Raw genomic sequence first — 15890 nt, forward strand, 5'->3', positions numbered from 1 at the left:
ACGTGCTGATGACCAGCATCGTTTTCCCGCTGATGGTCAACGGTAAAGTCGTCGCCTCGCTGTCGGTGGACATCAACCTCAACAGCCTGCAGGCCGTGAGCCAGCAGGCCAGCCGCAAGCTGTATGACGGCCAGACCCAGGTCAGCATCCTCAGCGCCACCGGCCTGCTCGCTGGCTACAGCCCGGATGCGAGCAAGCTCAGCCAGCGCCTGGATCAGGTCGATAGCGCCAGCGGCGCGCAACTGATCGGTTTCTTGGCCAGCGGCACGCAGATCCGTAGCCTGCGCACCGACCACCAACTCAAGGTGCTGGCACCCTTCGCGCCGATCCCCGATGGCAAATCGTGGGGGGTGTTGCTGGATGTGCCGGAAAAAGTCCTGGTCGCTCCCGCCGAAGCACTGAAAACGCAGCTGGATGCCGACAATGCCAGGGGCACCTTGCTGGAGCTGGGCCTGGGCTTGTTGGCAGCGGTCGTCGGCCTGATCCTGGTGTGGCTGATGGCCCGCAGCGTGACCCGGCCGATCCTCGGCGTGGCGCACATGCTTGAAGACATCGCCAGCGGCGAAGGCGACCTGACCCGTCGCCTGGCCTACGACAAACAGGACGAACTCGGCCAACTGGCCGGCTGGTTCAACCGTTTCCTCGACAAACTGCAACCGATCATCGCCGAGGTGAAGCGCTCGGTGCAGGACGCCCGTGGCACCGCCGACCAATCCGCCGCGATTGCAACGCAAACCAGCGCCGGCATGGAGCAGCAGTATCGCCAGGTCGACCAAGTGGCCACCGCTTCCCACGAAATGAGCGCCACCGCCCAGGACGTCGCCCGCAGCGCGGCCCAAGCGGCGCAAGCGGCCCGCGATGCCGACCAGGCCACCCGCGAAGGGCTGACCGTGATCGACCGCACCACCACCAACATTGGCAACCTGGCGGCCGACATGAGCACCGCCATGGCCCAGGTCGAAGGCTTGGCCGCCAACAGCGAGAAAATCGGCTCGGTGCTCGAAGTGATTCGCGGCATTGCCGAGCAGACCAACCTGCTGGCCCTCAACGCCGCCATCGAAGCCGCCCGCGCCGGCGAAGCCGGTCGTGGGTTTGCGGTAGTGGCCGACGAAGTGCGCAACCTGGCACGCCGTACCCAGGAATCGGTGGAAGAAACCCGCCTGGTGATCGAACACCTGCAAAGCGGCACCGAGGAAGTGGTGGGGTCCATGGGCAACAGCTATCGCCAGGCCCAGGGCAGCGTCGAACAGGTCGGCCAGGCCGTCACCGCCCTGCGCCAGATCGGCGAGGCGGTCACGGTGATCAGCGACATGAACCTGCAAATCGCCAGCGCCGCCGAAGAGCAAAGCGCGGTGGCCGAAGAGATCAACAGCAACGTCGCGACGATTCGCGATGTGACCGAGTCGCTGTCGGAACAGGCCAACGAATCGGCGCGGGTCAGCCAGGCATTGAACAGCCTGGCGAATCAGCAGCAGGGCTTGATGGATCAGTTCCGGGTCTGAATGAGCGGCACCGGCCCTGATCCTTAAACAAATCTAATGTTGGAGCGGGCTTGTGTGGGAGCGGGCTTGCTCGCGAAGGCGGTGGGTCAGTAACAGATGCAGTGTCTGACCCACCGCCTTCGCGAGCAAGCCCGCTCCCACATTTTGATCGGTGCTGTGTCAGCCCTGCCGCTTGGGCAACTCGATCAAAGCCTTCAGACCGCCCAACTCGCTTTCCTGCAACTGCAACATCCCGCCCCATACCTCGACGATATCCCGCACGATCCCCAACCCAAGGCCATGTCCATCGATTTGTTCGTCCAGGCGCGCGCCACGGCTGAACACCTGGTCACGCTGGATTTCGGGGATACCGGGGCCATCATCGTCCACCGCCAGCCAGAAACTGTGCGCTGTTTCGCTGACGGTCAAACGCACATCGGCATCTGCCCATTTGCAGGCGTTGTCCAGCAGGTTGCCCAACAGCTCCAGCAAGTCGGCACGGTCCCACGGCAGGTGCAGGCCGGGCGCTGCGTGGTAGCTCAGGTCCAGGTGGTCGCCGTGGATCATGGTCAAGGTGGCCAGCAGGTTCGGCAATTCCTGATCACAGTCGAACAAAGCGCCAGGCAGGGTTTCACCGGCCAGGCGCGCACGATTGAGTTCGCGGTTGAGGCGCTGCTGCACCTGTTCCAACTGCTCGCGCAGGAGTTTGCCGAGTTCAGGGTGATCCTTGAGCGCCTCGCTGGAAGCCGCACTCAGCAACACCGCCAGCGGGGTTTTCAGGGCATGGCCAAGGTTGCCCAGGGCATTGCGCGAACGTTTGAGACTGTCCTCGGTGTGCGCCAGCAAGTGGTTGATCTGCGCCACCAGCGGCTCCAGCTCCTGTGGCACCTGGGTGTCGAGCTGCGAGCGCTGGCCCTGTTGCAACTGGGCGATCTGGTTGCGCGCGGTTTCCAGCGGGCGCAAGGCGCGACGCACCGTGACCCGTTGCAGGATCAGCACCAACAGCAAGGCGGCCAGGCCCAGTACCAGACCGATCTGACGCATCAGGCGAAAGCTTTCGCGCACCGGCGTGTAGTCCTGGGCCACGCTGATGGAAATCGACTGGCCGAAGCGCTTGTAGTCCTCACGCAGCACCAGCAGTTGCTGGCCTTCCGGTCCCAGTTGCAGGTTGCCCTTGAGCCCGGCCTCGGGCAGGTGCGGCAGGTCCTGGTCCCACAAAGAGCGCGAGCGCCAGTGTTTGTCGGCAAAATCAATGCGGAAATAGTGCCCGGAAAACGGCCGCTGATAGGCCGGCGACACGCGCTTCTCATGCAACTCCAAACCGTCCGGGCCACGCACCAGCGCGACCAGCAGGCTTTCACTGTCGTTACGCAGCCCCGATTCCAGGTAGCGCTGCAGACCCGCTTCGAACAGCCACAGACTGGTTTGCGCCAACGCGATGCCGACGATCACCATCACACTGACCAACCCCAGGCTCAGGCGCCGCTGGATCGACCTCATGCAGGGCTGGCGCCAAAGCGGTAACCCTGGCCGCGCCGGGTTTCGATCACGCTGCGGCCCAACTTGCGGCGCAGGTGGTTGACGTGGACTTCGAGCACATTCGAGTCGCGCTCGGTTTCGCCGTCATAGAGATGCTCGGCCAGGTGGCTTTTCGACAGGATCTGCTCGGGGTGCAACATGAAGTAGCGCAGCAGGCGGAATTCGGCGGCGGTCAGTTGAATCTCCGCGCCATCGCGCAGCACGCACTGGCGCCCTTCATCCAGGTGCAAGCCGGCGGCTTGCAAGGTGGGTTGGTTGGCGTGGCCGTGGGCGCGGCGCAACAGCGCCTGGATGCGCAAGTAAAGTTCTTCCGGGTGAAAGGGTTTGCTCAGGTAGTCGTCGGCACCGGCCTTGAGCCCTTCGATGCGCTCGGCCCAGGAATCGCGGGCGGTAAGGATCAGCACCGGGATGGACAAGGCGGCTGCACGCCATTGTGCCAGCACCTCGAGCCCCGGCAGGCCAGGCAGACCGAGGTCGAGGATAATCAGGTCATAGGGCTCGCTGCGGCCTTGATACGCTGCGTCGCGGCCATCAGCCAGCCAGTCGACGGCATACCCCTGGCGCTGCAGGCCAGCCAGTAACTCGTCGGCCAGCGGGACGTTGTCTTCCACCAGAAGCAGGCGCATCAGTCTTCCTCGTCTTTGATCAGCACACCCGTGCTGGCGTCCAGCTTGATCTCGCGCACCACGCCCGCCGCGGTGACCAGTTCCACTTCATAGGCGTACTGGCCGTGCTTTTTCTCAAGCTCGGCCTCCAGCAAACGCGAGCCGGGGTGACGCGCCATGGCTTGTTGCAGCAACTGCTCCAGCGGCAGGATCACCCCTTGCTGGCGCAGTGCCAAGGCTTCGTCCTGATCCAGGTCGCGGGCCGTCAGGCTTGAGCAAAAAACCAGCAGGGCCAGCGCAACTGCACTGCCGGCGCGTCGATATACCTTCATTACGTTTCCTGATGATTCTTGAGGACATGCCCGGTCAGCGCGTCCAATTCAACGTCCCATTCAATGCCGTTGGGGTCTTGCAGCTCGACCTGGTAGAGGTACCTGCCGTATTCCTCGTCCAGGTCGGTGTCGAGCACGGTTGAACCGGGATGCAGCGCCAAGGCCGTGGCCTCCAACTGGTCAAAGGCGACAATAGTAACAGTGCCGGGCAATTTCAGCGTTTTGTCGGGGTCCACTGCACCCGCCTGTGCCGCCACGACGGCGGTGATAGCGGCGACCAGCACTGTGAGGCGCTTCATAGGGAGTCTCCGTTTCAAGGTGTTTTCCTACGCCGGCCACCCTACCTGCAGCAACTTAACTGAAACTGAATTGCCACCATGGCAATTGCCGACAAGCCTCTTTACCCATCATCGTGCGAGATTTCCTATACTGCCCCGCTCGCTTCAACAGAGACCGGTATGACAGCCATCCACATCAAGTTTCCCGCCCTGACCCTCAAGGCCGGTAAGCGGGCCTTTACGCGTATTCGTGAACAAGGCCTCAAGCCGGCCGACGTCGGCATCCTGCCTGGCGCAGCCGGTGGGCCCAAGGCGCTGGGTATCCAGGGCCTGGACCTGGCACTGTTTGGCGATTGGCTGGCGCGTGCGCCCCGCGAACGAGCGCTGATCGGCGCGTCGATCGGCTCCTGGCGGTTTGCCAGCGCCTGCCTGCCCGACCCGGTGCAAGGCCTGCTCGACCTCGGCCGCTTGTACAACGAGCAGCGTTTCGCCAAGGGCGTGACCATGGCCGAAGTCAGCCAGAGCTGCCAGCGCATGCTCGACGATCTGCTGGCCGGACGCGATGCACGGGTGCTGGACAACCCGGACTACCGCCTGAACATCATGGTGGTCAAGAGCCACGGCCTGCTCGCCGATGACCACCGCGGGCGCCTCGGGCTGGGCCTGTCGTCGGTGATCGCCGATAACCTGCGCGGCCGTGCGCGGTTGTCGCGGCATTTCGAGCGGTTGATCATCCATGACCCGCGCCAGGCGCCACCCGTGCATCCGCTGCAGGATTTCCCGTCGCGCTTCCTGGCCCTGGAACTCGGCAACCTGCGCCAGGCCCTGCTTGCCTCCGGCTCGATCCCCATGGTCATGCAAGGCGTGCGCGACCTGCCCGGTGCCGGCGCCGGCACCTACCGCGACGGCGGCCTGCTGGACTACCACCTCGACCTGCCCTACCACGGCGACGACATCGTGCTGTACCCGCACTTCACCGACCGGGTCATCCCCGGCTGGTTCGACAAAGGCCTGCCATGGCGGCGCAGCAACCCAACCGGCTTGCAGGACGTGTTGCTGCTCGCCCCGTCCCGGGACTACCTGGCTCGCCTGCCCCACGGCAAGCTGCCGGACCGCAGCGACTTCAAGCGCTTCATGGGCGATGACGCGAGCCGCAACAAATACTGGCAAACCGCGATGAGCGAGAGCCGGCGGCTGGGGGATGAATTTCTGACACTGGCCGATAACGACCAATTGGGCGAGCACCTGCACGCCCTTTGACCCAGCGGTATGCGCGGCGGCGGGTCAAGCTGTTAAACTCGCCGCCTGCCAGATACCTGACCGAGCTGAAAATACTGTGGAAATCTTCAAAGATTCCACGGTAGCCTCCCGCCTAAAACCCTCCAGTATCAAACACCCCCTTAAAACCCCGCATCCAAAGCCATCCGCGTATCATCGCGTACCACTCAATACCTTCCCAATGCGACTTGGTTAGTACATTATCCAGTACATCAGGAATAGTTTTGAGAGGATGTACTAGTGGCGCTCACGGACACCGCAGCCAGGCAGGCAAAGCCGAAGGATAAGGCATACACCCTCCCCGACTCTCTGGGGCTTTCTCTATATGTGGCTACCAGCGGCATCAAGAGCTGGCACTTTCGTTTTACGTGGCTTGGCAAACAGGCAAGGATTTCGTTTGGAACCTACCCGGAAACGGGCCTGAAGGACGCGCGATCACAGCGAGATGAGTCGCGGGAAGATATTGCGCGCGGAATAGACCCGCGCGAATCAAGAAAGGAAAAAAAGGCAGGATTGATAGAGGCTGGTGGCCGGACGTTCCGCAAGGTGTACGACGAATGGCTGGCCTTCAGGAATGGAAGCATCTCGCCGGGCACATATCGCATCATCAGCAACCTGATGGAACTCGACGTGCTGCCAACCTTTGGCCCCCGACAGATCGATAGCATCAAGCGTGCCGACGTTATCAGCCTGATACGGCGCATAGAAAAGCGCGGCTCCGTGGTCACAGCGGTGAAGGTCAGGCAGCGTATGGGCCAGGTGTTCAGCTACGCGATTGCCGTTGGACTCATTGAAGCAAACCCAACCGCCGAAATGCACGCCGTCACAGAGAAAGGCGCGCAGAACAGGCCGCACCCGTTCCTTCCCTTCAGCGAGCTTCCGAAGACCATAGCCACCATTCAGCAGTGCGTTTCAGGTCATCAGCTGCGCTCGGCAATCATGCTGATGATCTATACAGCCTCCCGCCCTGGCGAGGTTAGGCACGCCGAGTGGTCGGAGATTGATCTTGATGCCGCCACCTGGACAACCCCAGCCCCGAAGATGAAGGCGCGACGAGAACACGCCGTCCCACTGCCGACCCAGGCCGTGGCCCTACTGAAAAGCATGCTGCCCATCACTGGCGGTCAACGCTATGTATTCACGAATCGCAGTGATCCTACTGCGCCCATCGGCACCAACTATGCCAACAACGTCATGGACCTGTGCGGGTTGACTGGCAAGCAGTCACCCCATGGGTTCCGCCACCTGTTCTCCACAGAAATGAACGGACGCGGATATAACCGCGACTGGATCGAGCGGCAGCTCGCCCATGCGGACAGCAGTTTCATTCGTGATGTGTACAACCACGCCGCATATCTGGAGCAGAGGCGGGAGATGATGCAGGAGTGGGCCGATACGGTGTCATCTGAAGAAAGCGGCGCATAAGTCCTCCCCGGCGTCCTGCCGACGAACACCAACCCACAAACCTGACACATCCTGCGTTCGCTTGTAGAATCGCCCCGCTGTCGCAGGCAAGGCAGGCCGGCGGAAATAACCAAGCGCCATAGAGAAGGCGCCAAAGGGTCAGAGAATCAACGGAGCGACCAACAAAGACGCCGTTGTACTTAGCAAAAGATAGCGATACCATACCCACACAATCCTCATGGTGTAAGGGGATGATAGATAGAGAATAGGGACGTCGCATGTATGCAGTTGGGCTTATAATTTCTTTCAAAATCGCTCTGTTAATATCGCTTTTTTTAGTGTTATCGGGGCTAAGAGCTGAGGCAGAGTACTTCAGAAAGCTCGGAGTGAGCGACTCTAAGATCAAGCGATTCTACAGAGAAAATTTAGTTTCTTCGTCTGTGACAGTGGCCCAAGTTACTCTGGTTGTCGGGTTTGTATTCTCGTTTATTTCCCTAACTACGATCTGGACAATTTCCTGATACATATTGGGAAATGCCTTGGGCTCAGCCGTGACGAGCCCTTAACGCAATCACGGCCCCCCCCTCCAACGGCGTCCTGCCGAGAGAACACAATCCCTTATTGACGCATCGAATCAAAGCTTCGCTCACAAGCAAGTCCAGCTATTCTGGCGCGGTCATACGCGACCGCCAACTCTCCCGCTCTTTTGTCAGCCCGTTGGAGCAGGTCGGAGAGCACCATTGCGGCGCGGGTGGCTGACGCGCCTCGCTGGGCAGCTCCGGAATCGCCGCAGGCAGTGGCGGCAAACTGGGTGGCTTCGACATGCAGCCGGTCACCAGCAGCATCAGCGGTGCCAGCATCCACAGCTGCAGCCTTGTTCTGTTCTCGCGCATTGCTTGCCTCCTTGTTCACTGACGCCTGGCGGCGTTGTTCTTCTTTCCTGGCCTCGTCGCCGGCGCCTTTGAGTGCGACGGCATGGTCCCGCTCGATCTCTGCCAACTGTTCGCCGTAGCGCCAGTCCTGCACCTGCCAGGTGCCGCCGGCGCTGATCACCATCGCCAGCAGGATCGCGACCAAGATCTGCCAGGACGTCATGCCAACGCCCGCCGCACGCCTTCCGCCAGCACCGCGTCGGGATAGGCATACCCGGCGTTCTCGTGATGGATGATCGCCTTGACGAAGCCAGCCATCACCAGCGCCTGGGTCAGGTCGACATCCGCCCCAGGCCGGGTGCCGGTGTTCGCCTCCACGGCGCGCACGTAGGCAGCGGTATCGTTCTCCACCGCCGGTGCCCAGCGACTGATGATGGCCTTCACCGTCTTCAGTCCGTGCTTGCGCTGATAGGTCAGCAGCAACTTGCCCAGGGCGCGGATACCGTTCTCGGCAGTGTCGAACCGGGCGAAGCGCTTCTCGATGGCTGGGTCTGGCTTGAGTTGGCCCTGCCATTGGTTGACGGGGTTGTAGTCGATGTTGCCGGGGTTGCGGTTGCGCACCCCACGGGTTTCGGTGGTCGGCATGCTTTTCTCCAGACAAAAAAATACCCGCTCATGGCGGGTGTGGATGCGGTTTGAGCGTCAAGCTTCAATCGGGGCCGGGAGCGGGTAGCGCGCCTTGATTGTCGTCACCAACTCAACCCAGGCGGAAAAGTCCGGCACAGCACCTTGAACAAGCGCGTCGTAGGCGATCTCAAGTCTCAGTGGATCAGACTCTTGCTGATAGGCTGCGCGGCGCTGAGAGTGGGCGGTTGCAAGGGAGGACTGATATTCGACAGCGCGCTTCTGTTCGGCGGTCACTGCCTGGCTGAAGTCGATCATTGCGCGATCTCCTGGAGTGCTGGTTTCTGATCAAAGTCTGTTGGGAGCGAAACGCGCCCTTCCGGCGGGTTCGTGATACTGGCCGGGTACCATGAGGCCTGGCCTCCGCACGGGCCGACGGGCATGGTGATCGTTACGATCAGGTTCCCATTCACACGCTCGACGGCGTCGTTGATCCATTCACAATCCACGGCTTCGGCAGGAAGCGTTGCCCCGTCCGGCAGGGGGCCGAAATCAAGAGCAACACCATTGATGGTCAGCGAATCGCCGCGCTTGAAGATTTCCAGACTCGCATCGGAACGGGTTGATACCAGGTTAATGATCATTTCCATTTACCTATCGCCAAGTAATTGCAGCTGAAATTGCGAGAGGCCACGGAGGCAGACGAAAGCATCATAGGCACGCCAAGGCTTGTCGTACTGCCACCATTACCGTCCCATGTTAGAACCCCTGAACTGTAGGACTGGCACATAAATGTCGGCGCAGCGATAAAGGCAGATGGGAAGGTAATCGTCGCCGCGTAACCGTAGAAAAGCGACCCGGTTACGTTCGTTACAGCACAGGTGCGCGTAACCAATCCAAAGCAGATCTGCGTGCCATCTGCGAATCGGATGTAGGTACCGTTTGCGTTTGTACCTGTTTCGAATATCGCGCCAGACGTCACGATGCCGACCAGATCAGCATATGCACCAGTTTTCAGGCCGAGCGCGGCGCCGGCGCCTGCAGCTGTCGTTGATCCAGTACCCCCCTTTGTGACGGGCACAACATTCTCGGTGGACACCGAGCCCAGACCAGCCAGAGTACCGCCCCACTGCTGAATCATCGCCCGGGCCTGATCTGCCAGGTCCTTGGTGTAACCCTGCACAGGCGTGAGGGAGTAGCCCCCCGCCGCGTTCGTCGCTCCACGATAATTCGGTGAGATCGAAAGCACCGTATTGCTGACAACGTTGGTGACCTCGTACCAGCCGCCATCAGGACCGAGAAACGCGTCGCCTACTCGGCAGTTGGCGACAAAGGATGTGCCGGTGCCTGTAACGGTATTGGAATTCAAAGTTACAGCAACGGTGCCGGCTCTATACCATGGCATGTTTTTCTCCAGACAATAAAAAAATCCGCTTAGCGCGGCATAGCGAATCAAATAGATATAAGCGTTGCGTATTATGTAGCAATCTTACCAAATACGGCTTGGAGCAATAGGTAAAATGGATTTGAAACTGTTGTAACACTGAATCTCAAAACGGACGATGCAAAATCGTATCTAAGTCCCGTACCGCGGGACTCGTTATTTGCTCCCATCATTGGCATTCTTGCATTGTTTATCATGAGATAATCGCCAAGAGTGTAGTCCATCGTAATCGAATACCAATTGGTCGGCAAACCCTGAGAGCTATAGGTTGTATGTGTATAAGTCCAGTTTTGAACTGAGCGCGTAAAAATTACGGCCTGTGTGCCTGAATCAAATATCTGCTTAGATTCTGCATCCCACATACGGAAACCATAGGACGTTATAGGCGTGGAGGAAAATGCCGCCACAAATATATCGCCAGAGTGAGCTTGTCCCGAAACAACAGTGGCGCTGCTCCAGGCTCCAGCGGAACCGCCTAAGATAACGCCCAGCTGTATAAATGACCCGTTATTCAGAGGTCGTATAAAAACAAGCGGAGGCTCTTGAGTAGTTACGGCGTTCTGAAACGTGACGGCTACGTTCGCGGTATAAGCACCCTTGTGAAACACGCAAAGTCTGGCGTATCCCGAGTCAAGAGATACCACGCCTGAATCATTGACAACTGATAGACCATATTCCATCAAGCCCACCTCGCGACCATTAATCGCATCGTCGCCTGTGAGTACGAGTCACTAGGGTTAGATGCAAGGTAGTTTCTAACATAAGCAACCTCCTGCCCAATTTGACACTCAAGCTGCCTGTTGTCGGCAACCTGAGAAGTATCATTGTTAATTGGCAGCAGGAAGCAAATTGAATTACTTGGGGTACACCCAGGAACAGAAAATTCTTTTTGACTCCTCGGCGCCCCCGCATAAGAGACCAGCACGGAAAGCACGATTCTATACGTGGAAAAACTGGTATCAAACTCGAGAGTTCCGTTCGATGACCACAGCCGTAATCCAGAACTCATTCGGTTTGATCTCCTAGCTGTATGCGCTTCACATTGTTGTTATCAAAAAATCTGAGCGACCGATTCGTCATTATTGATCGCCCCTGCCCCGGGGCAACTCCGTTGATTTCAAACGTACCGTCCTTTTTGAGAATCCACCCCTGCTGACCAGCGATGTAGTTCGTAGAGCTGATGTACTCGCCGATCTTGGCGTTGGTGATCGTGCCGTCCTGGATGAATGTAGGCCCCAGGAAAAGCTGACCGTTTTGCGCCACAAACGGGGTGGAAATCGCGCCGCCTTCCAGTGTATTTACCAGCGCAAAACGATCAGCGCTCACCAGGAACTGGCTTTGCAACAAGCCGTCGGCGTTCTGCTCGATGCCCAGGCCGATCCCGGCCGCCACGTACTGGCCGTTGGCGTTGACCTGCATCTTCACCGCCCACATCGTGGACAACTTGCCGTCGGTGTCGGCTTGAGCCCTGGCGGTGACTTGGATTGACGCCTTGTTTTTCCACTCGTTGACTGCGCTGGCCAGATCTCCCTCATCAGTGCCGTCGCGAGCACCGCCAGCGATGGCTTCGAGCGTAGTGGACTGGGATGCAACCGAGTTGTTGGTATCCGCAAGTGACTGCGTGACGGTCTGCACGGCAGCAGTATTGGTATCTACGCTGCTTTTCAGCTGGTCGATACGCTCAGCGGTTGCCAGCTTGTCGGTGGCCACCACCTGCTCAAGCGTGGTCAATGCCGCCTTGTTCGCCCCCACCGCCGCATCCAGCGACGTAGTGCGTTCAACCATTGCCAGGTTATCGGAAGCCTGCAACTTCACCTGTTGCGCAAACTTCGCGGCGGCATCCCAGTTTTGTAGGGCGCCGGCAAGATCACCCTCCCCGTCATCCTCGCGCCAGCTTGCCTGGAGCGATTGCAGCGCCGAAGCGTTCGCCGTGACCTTGCCGTCCACGGTCTCGATTGATGCCTTGTTCTGCTGGATCTGGAGCGCCATGGCCTGGGTTGTTTGGGCAATGGTGCCCATGTTGAACCAGAACTCGACAGCGGGCGGCGGGGTATCCACCGGCACCGTCTTGAGCGCCTGCCACAGGTTCTGCCCGGTGCGAACAATCTGCCCAGCGCTGTAGGTCTTGGCCGGGTCGTAGACAAGGGCGTCCGTTACCTGGTCGATCAGAGCCTCCAGCTCCTGCTTGGCCTGCTCCAAACGATCATTGACCGAGCCGGGGCCGGACCCGGAAATCAGATCGATCTCATCAAGGATCTCTTTGGCCAGTTCGGACTCGCCCACCTGGCCGGCGATCAGCTCCAGGATTGGACTGGCGCTTGAGCTGGCCTGCCCCAACACGCCATTGACCACCGGATAGAACGGACCGACGTTGCCGGTGCGGTCCACCAGGCGCGCCCAGAAGAAGAACTGCGCGCCGGCCGCCAGGGCCTGCATGCTGTAATTCGCCTGGGGATACGCCAAGTCGGCAAGCTTGGTAGCCGCCGACAGGTCATTGGCTGCGCCATACCACAGCTCGGTGCGCTGAGTGTCCTCGGCGCCGGGCGGGAAAGCCCAGCGGATGCCGATGCCGAACAGTTCGCTGGTGGTGGTCAGGGACGAAACCGCCGGCGGCAGGCCGACTTTGCCTTCCAGGTTGGTCAGGTTGGAGCTTTTCCAGATCGACGAGATTTCAAAGGCACTCACCGAGCGAACACGAGCCAGATAGGCGCCGGAGTAGATGCCAGTGACGTCGACACTCGTCGAGCCGGTGCGCTGCAGCTTGATCCAGTTGCCGCTGTCCTTACGCCACTCCACGTCGTACGCGACCGCGCCAGGGACGGCAGGCCACGAGATGTTCATGGTGCTGATTGCCAGGCCCTGGTCCACGGAGTAATTCGAGGTGATGCCCACGCTCGACGGCGCGGGAACCACGGTGATCGGCACAACGCTGATTGGCCGATCCTCCAGCCGGGCGCCGGTATCGATGTGATCGAACTTGCTCGGGTCGTACTGCACGGCCGAGATTTCGAACACACCGGCTTCTGGGCGGGCCACGCTCACCACGCGGTAAAGCGGGATGGCGAGGTCGTCCGCATCCAGCGCCCACACCAGTTCGCGCTCAGGCGGCACGGAGTAGGCCAGGGTTACGGTGACCTGTCGGCCGCTGACCAGTTGCACGGTGCGGCCCTCGCACTTGCCGTCTGGCAGGTTGAGGATCAGCCGGTCGCCGGGCTTGGCCTGGGTGTCGCGGTCCAGGGTGATGACCTTGCCGTTCACCGCCGAGATACGGCCGCCCACCGGACGCCCCGCCAGCAGTTCGTCGGCAATCGGGATCACGTATCCGGGCAGCGGGATGCGCCCGTCGAGTCCAACCTTGAAGGTGACAGCACGGTCTTTGGAGTTGGTGAGCAGCGCCCACTTACCACGGCGCTGTGCCTCCGACTCGCGGGTGCAGCCGATGGCGCTGATCTCCAGCGGGTTGTCGCCGTAGCGCCGCTGGAGCTTGGCATCCGTGACCGCCGTGACGTCGGTGTCGTAGTTGTTGGCCGGGTTGTCGTAGCTGATCAACGCACGGGTGTAGCGCGTGCGCTCCGAGGCGCTGGAGTAGGTGAACTTGCCGTCGATCACGTTCGCCCGGGTGTAGGCGAAGTCGAAGTCGGTGGCGCGCGGCATGTCCGCCAGGGTGAAGACCTGGCCCTGGGCCCAGTAGGTCATGCCCCGGTAGATCGTCGAGATGTCTTGCAGCAGTGACCAGGCGTCGGCCTTGCTCTGCAGGTTCAAGTTGCAGATGAAGCGCGGCTCCTGGCCGCCCTTCCCGTTCGGCACCATCTGGTCGCAGTACTGGGAGATGCGGTAGAGCTCCCACTTGTCCACCATCCACGGTTTGATGCGCCGGCCCAGGCCGAAGCGGTCGGCCGTGGTGATGTCGTAGGTCATCCAAACAGGGTTGTCAGTCCAGGCCTGTTTGAAGGTGCCGTCCCAGATCCCGGTGTAAGAACGTGCCACGGGGTCGTAGTTGCTCGGCACCTGCATCTTCTTCAGCTTGGTCTCGACAGTCACGGCCGGAATGCTGCGGAACTGCTCGGCCGAAAATTCGATGTAGAGCAGCGCGGTGTTCGGGTAGCGGATCTTGGCGTCGATCACCTCGGTGAAGCCCGCGATCTGCATGGTGTCTGCGATTTTGTTGTTGTTCTGGTTGGTTGTCAGACGGGTGATACGCATCAGCCAACCGGTGGTTGCCCGGGGCAGATCGATACGACGGGTGCGCTCGTACAGGCTGGTGGTCTTACCGTCGACGGCCTCACTCAGCGCGTTCTGGTACGCACCGCCGTCAGTGGCCAACTCGACCTGGTACTCGATGCGGTAGCCGTTAATATTGTTACTCGAGTCCACGGACTGGAGCGCGGGCCAGGCAAACCGGACACGCACGGCCGATAGCTGAGTGTTGCTGATCGCCCGCACCCACGGAGTACCACTGCGCAGCTCAGTGCTGATGGCGGTCTCGTTTTCAATCGATGGAATACCCTGGATATAGGTCTGATCGACCGCCCCGGTGCGCCACTCCCACTTCACGTTCGGGAAGTTCATGTTGCCTTGAGGGTCTTGCAGCGGAGTGTTGTCGAGGTAGATGTCGCGCGCGGTTGGCGTTCCTTCGAACTCACCTTCGCCCACGGCGATCAGCATTTTAGCGATGGCGACAGAGCGCAGGCTGTCCGGGGCTTCCGTTGGCGTTTTGGGTTTCTCTTCGCCGCCCTTGGCGCCGTGGATGTCTAAGTTGCGTGCTGCGCCCATGCTTTTCTCCAGGCAATAAAAAACCGCCTCATGGGCGGCGTGGGTATCTGTACAGCGTGGATGAAACGCCAGTAACGCTGGTGCACGCCGGGGTAGTAGCGTTGCGACTTCTCACAACCAAGGAGCGGTCATGTCAATTCGAAGCCTGGCGACAAATCTTCCGAAAGATCCAGATGTACCCGGCAGTGTCCTGGGCTGGGCGGTAGTTCGCAGCTCCCCGTGGAGCTTTATCGACATCTACGCAAACAAAGAAGCCGCTGAGGCCGAGGCAAAGCGACTTGGTGGCGGACACTCTGTGAAATACGGATCACACGAACTCGGAACTGACAACTTCATAGGCGGTTCTACGCCTGAGTCATAGCCTTGAGTTCTCCCGCTGAAAATTGGATTCGCCCGGGGCCTGACGCAAGCTCAGCAGCTAGGCCCGGCTTTCCAATGTAGGTACGGCGATAGCCGTCGTCGCCTTGGTACTTCCCGGTGAACGTCATTCGATCAATTTCCATGCCGCCGTCCAAGATGGCAACTTCGGAGCTCGCTCCGCAAAGCGCGCCGCCCTGTGTGGTGAACAGATCCCAGATCGTCAATATGTAGCGTTGGGTTTGCTTCATGTGGATGCCCTTTGGTGACTTGCTTTTTCCCCAGCTACATCTGGTCTTCGGCATAAATGGCGGCACTGATGATCGCCCCTCCCACCCGCCGCTTGCCGTAGCACAGTGGGACCGGGTTGCCGGATGCCGTGGTGTTCTTGGCGCTGCCGAAGGCGTAGCCGGGGGTGTTCTCTGGCGCCGCGCTGGTCTTCAGGCCGCCGGCCTGGGGGCTGAGCATCTGGATAACACCGCCCAGCACCATAGAACCGCCCATCATGATCAGCGCAGAACCGAATGGCGCACCCGCGCCGAAAGTGCCGCCGGTGATGACAAGGCCGACAACAATCAGTACAGCGCCGATAATGGTTTGCAGCGCCCCGCCGCGCTTACTGCCGGTGATGACCGGGGCAATACGAATATCGCCGCCACCCGCAAATCCAAGCTCCTTTTCTGCCAGGTTCGTCTTTCCTCGGAATACGGCGAACTCAACCCCCCTTGATTTGGCGTTCGACAAAAATCGCTCGAAGCCGGGGATCTGCACGCACAGCGCCTTAATAGCCTCTGCCGGCGACTTCACTGCCATGCGGAAGGACCGGCCAAACTGTCGAAGCTGACCGTAAAGCATGACCGTAGTCATGGGCTGGTAATTGATGGCGAGTGCTGCCATTGAGTT

General features: G+C 60.1%; 15 protein-coding genes and 2 pseudogenes. 4 read left to right on the plus strand and 13 right to left on the minus strand.

Annotated features, from left to right (window positions below; genetic code table 11):
• Nucleotides 1–497 precede the first annotated feature (497 nt).
• Both LIY36_RS27845 and LIY36_RS27850 read left to right on the plus strand, forming a co-directional pair.
• Nucleotides 498–644 (plus strand): annotated as a pseudogene (locus tag LIY36_RS27845) (HAMP domain-containing protein); the annotation flags it as partial.
• A 348-nt stretch (nucleotides 645–992) separates the two neighbouring features.
• Nucleotides 993–1502, plus strand: a pseudogene (locus LIY36_RS27850) (methyl-accepting chemotaxis protein); the annotation flags it as partial.
• A 159-nt stretch (nucleotides 1503–1661) separates the two neighbouring features.
• On the opposite strand, the gene LIY36_RS14650 reads toward LIY36_RS27850, so the two are convergent.
• Genes LIY36_RS14650 through LIY36_RS14665 form a run of 4 tightly spaced genes read right to left on the minus strand, consistent with a single transcriptional unit; the run spans nucleotide 1662 to nucleotide 4256 of the window.
• Nucleotides 1662–2981: a sensor histidine kinase gene (locus LIY36_RS14650; RefSeq protein ID WP_226456084.1), complete on the minus strand. Its 1320-nt coding sequence runs from the start codon at nucleotides 2979–2981 to the stop codon at nucleotides 1662–1664.
• Nucleotides 2978–3646, minus strand: coding sequence for a response regulator transcription factor (locus LIY36_RS14655; protein WP_226456085.1), 669 nt, complete (start codon nucleotides 3644–3646; stop codon nucleotides 2978–2980). Before LIY36_RS14655 ends, LIY36_RS14650 begins: the two co-directional genes overlap by 4 nt.
• On the minus strand, nucleotides 3646–3957 hold the full coding sequence (locus LIY36_RS14660) for a PepSY domain-containing protein (protein ID WP_192300326.1): 312 nt from the start codon (nucleotides 3955–3957) through the stop codon (nucleotides 3646–3648). The genes LIY36_RS14655 and LIY36_RS14660 overlap by 1 nt, the downstream gene beginning before the upstream one ends.
• On the minus strand, nucleotides 3957–4256 hold the full coding sequence (locus tag LIY36_RS14665; protein WP_226456086.1) for a PepSY domain-containing protein: 300 nt from the start codon (nucleotides 4254–4256) through the stop codon (nucleotides 3957–3959). Before LIY36_RS14665 ends, LIY36_RS14660 begins: the two co-directional genes overlap by 1 nt.
• A gap of 159 nt (nucleotides 4257–4415) precedes the next feature.
• Here LIY36_RS14665 and LIY36_RS14670 point away from each other — a divergent pair, with 159 nt between their 5' ends.
• Nucleotides 4416–5495: a patatin-like phospholipase family protein gene (locus LIY36_RS14670; protein WP_226456087.1), complete on the plus strand. Its 1080-nt coding sequence runs from the start codon at nucleotides 4416–4418 to the stop codon at nucleotides 5493–5495.
• 258 nt (nucleotides 5496–5753) lie between these two features.
• Nucleotides 5754–6938 (plus strand): tyrosine-type recombinase/integrase, encoded by a 1185-nt coding sequence (locus LIY36_RS14675; RefSeq protein WP_226456088.1) that lies wholly within the window; start codon nucleotides 5754–5756, stop codon nucleotides 6936–6938.
• Nucleotides 6939–7535: 597 nt separating this feature from the next.
• Here the strand turns inward: LIY36_RS14675 and LIY36_RS14680 are convergent.
• The 9 genes from LIY36_RS14680 to LIY36_RS14725 form a co-directional block, all read right to left on the minus strand.
• Complete coding sequence (locus LIY36_RS14680) at nucleotides 7536–8012, minus strand: DUF2514 family protein (protein WP_226456089.1); 477 nt, start codon at nucleotides 8010–8012, stop codon at nucleotides 7536–7538.
• Nucleotides 8009–8434 carry a structural protein gene (locus LIY36_RS14685; RefSeq protein WP_226456090.1) on the minus strand — a complete coding sequence of 142 codons (426 nt, stop codon included), beginning with the start codon at nucleotides 8432–8434 and terminating at the stop codon, nucleotides 8009–8011. Before LIY36_RS14685 ends, LIY36_RS14680 begins: the two co-directional genes overlap by 4 nt.
• A 57-nt stretch (nucleotides 8435–8491) precedes the next feature.
• Nucleotides 8492–8731, minus strand: coding sequence for a hypothetical protein (locus LIY36_RS14690; RefSeq protein ID WP_226456091.1), 240 nt, complete (start codon nucleotides 8729–8731; stop codon nucleotides 8492–8494).
• Nucleotides 8728–9057, minus strand: coding sequence for a hypothetical protein (locus LIY36_RS14695; protein ID WP_226456092.1), 330 nt, complete (start codon nucleotides 9055–9057; stop codon nucleotides 8728–8730). Before LIY36_RS14695 ends, LIY36_RS14690 begins: the two co-directional genes overlap by 4 nt.
• Nucleotides 9054–9869, minus strand: a complete 816-nt coding sequence (locus tag LIY36_RS14700) for a phage tail protein (protein ID WP_226456093.1) — start codon at nucleotides 9867–9869, stop codon at nucleotides 9054–9056. Before LIY36_RS14700 ends, LIY36_RS14695 begins: the two co-directional genes overlap by 4 nt.
• Before the next feature lie 20 nt (nucleotides 9870–9889).
• Nucleotides 9890–10537 (minus strand): hypothetical protein, encoded by a 648-nt coding sequence (locus LIY36_RS14705; protein WP_226456094.1) that lies wholly within the window; start codon nucleotides 10535–10537, stop codon nucleotides 9890–9892.
• A gap of 325 nt (nucleotides 10538–10862) precedes the next feature.
• Nucleotides 10863–14630 (minus strand): phage tail protein, encoded by a 3768-nt coding sequence (locus LIY36_RS14710; RefSeq protein WP_226456095.1) that lies wholly within the window; start codon nucleotides 14628–14630, stop codon nucleotides 10863–10865.
• A 344-nt stretch (nucleotides 14631–14974) separates the two neighbouring features.
• Nucleotides 14975–15238, minus strand: a complete 264-nt coding sequence (locus tag LIY36_RS14720; protein WP_226456097.1) for a hypothetical protein — start codon at nucleotides 15236–15238, stop codon at nucleotides 14975–14977.
• Nucleotides 15239–15272: 34 nt separating this feature from the next.
• Nucleotides 15273–15884, minus strand: a complete 612-nt coding sequence (locus LIY36_RS14725; RefSeq protein ID WP_226456098.1) for a tail assembly protein — start codon at nucleotides 15882–15884, stop codon at nucleotides 15273–15275.
• Between the last annotated feature and the right edge of the window lie 6 nt (nucleotides 15885–15890).

The sequence above is a fragment of the Pseudomonas sp. AF03-9 genome (genome assembly GCF_020515815.1).
Classification (GTDB): Bacteria; Pseudomonadota; Gammaproteobacteria; order Pseudomonadales; family Pseudomonadaceae; genus Aquipseudomonas.

What these genes read in the sequence shown, in the direction of transcription:
- LIY36_RS14690 (WP_226456091.1), bottom strand. Translation starts at nt 8,731, where the DNA reads ATGATCGACTTCAGCCAGGCAGTGACCGCCGAACAGAAGCGCGCTGTC.
- LIY36_RS14685 (WP_226456090.1), bottom strand. Translation starts at nt 8,434, where the DNA reads ATGCCGACCACCGAAACCCGTGGGGTGCGCAACCGCAACCCCGGCAAC.
- LIY36_RS14720 (WP_226456097.1), bottom strand. Translation starts at nt 15,238, where the DNA reads ATGAAGCAAACCCAACGCTACATATTGACGATCTGGGATCTGTTCACC.
- LIY36_RS14705 (WP_226456094.1), bottom strand. Translation starts at nt 10,537, where the DNA reads ATGGAATATGGTCTATCAGTTGTCAATGATTCAGGCGTGGTATCTCTT.
- LIY36_RS14680 (WP_226456089.1), bottom strand. Translation starts at nt 8,012, where the DNA reads ATGACGTCCTGGCAGATCTTGGTCGCGATCCTGCTGGCGATGGTGATC.
- LIY36_RS14670 (WP_226456087.1), top strand. Translation starts at nt 4,416, where the DNA reads ATGACAGCCATCCACATCAAGTTTCCCGCCCTGACCCTCAAGGCCGGT.
- LIY36_RS14710 (WP_226456095.1), bottom strand. Translation starts at nt 14,630, where the DNA reads ATGGGCGCAGCACGCAACTTAGACATCCACGGCGCCAAGGGCGGCGAA.
- LIY36_RS14665 (WP_226456086.1), bottom strand. Translation starts at nt 4,256, where the DNA reads ATGAAGCGCCTCACAGTGCTGGTCGCCGCTATCACCGCCGTCGTGGCG.
- LIY36_RS14695 (WP_226456092.1), bottom strand. Translation starts at nt 9,057, where the DNA reads ATGATCATTAACCTGGTATCAACCCGTTCCGATGCGAGTCTGGAAATC.
- LIY36_RS14660 (WP_192300326.1), bottom strand. Translation starts at nt 3,957, where the DNA reads ATGAAGGTATATCGACGCGCCGGCAGTGCAGTTGCGCTGGCCCTGCTG.
- LIY36_RS14725 (WP_226456098.1), bottom strand. Translation starts at nt 15,884, where the DNA reads ATGGCAGCACTCGCCATCAATTACCAGCCCATGACTACGGTCATGCTT.
- LIY36_RS14650 (WP_226456084.1), bottom strand. Translation starts at nt 2,981, where the DNA reads ATGAGGTCGATCCAGCGGCGCCTGAGCCTGGGGTTGGTCAGTGTGATG.
- LIY36_RS14655 (WP_226456085.1), bottom strand. Translation starts at nt 3,646, where the DNA reads ATGCGCCTGCTTCTGGTGGAAGACAACGTCCCGCTGGCCGACGAGTTA.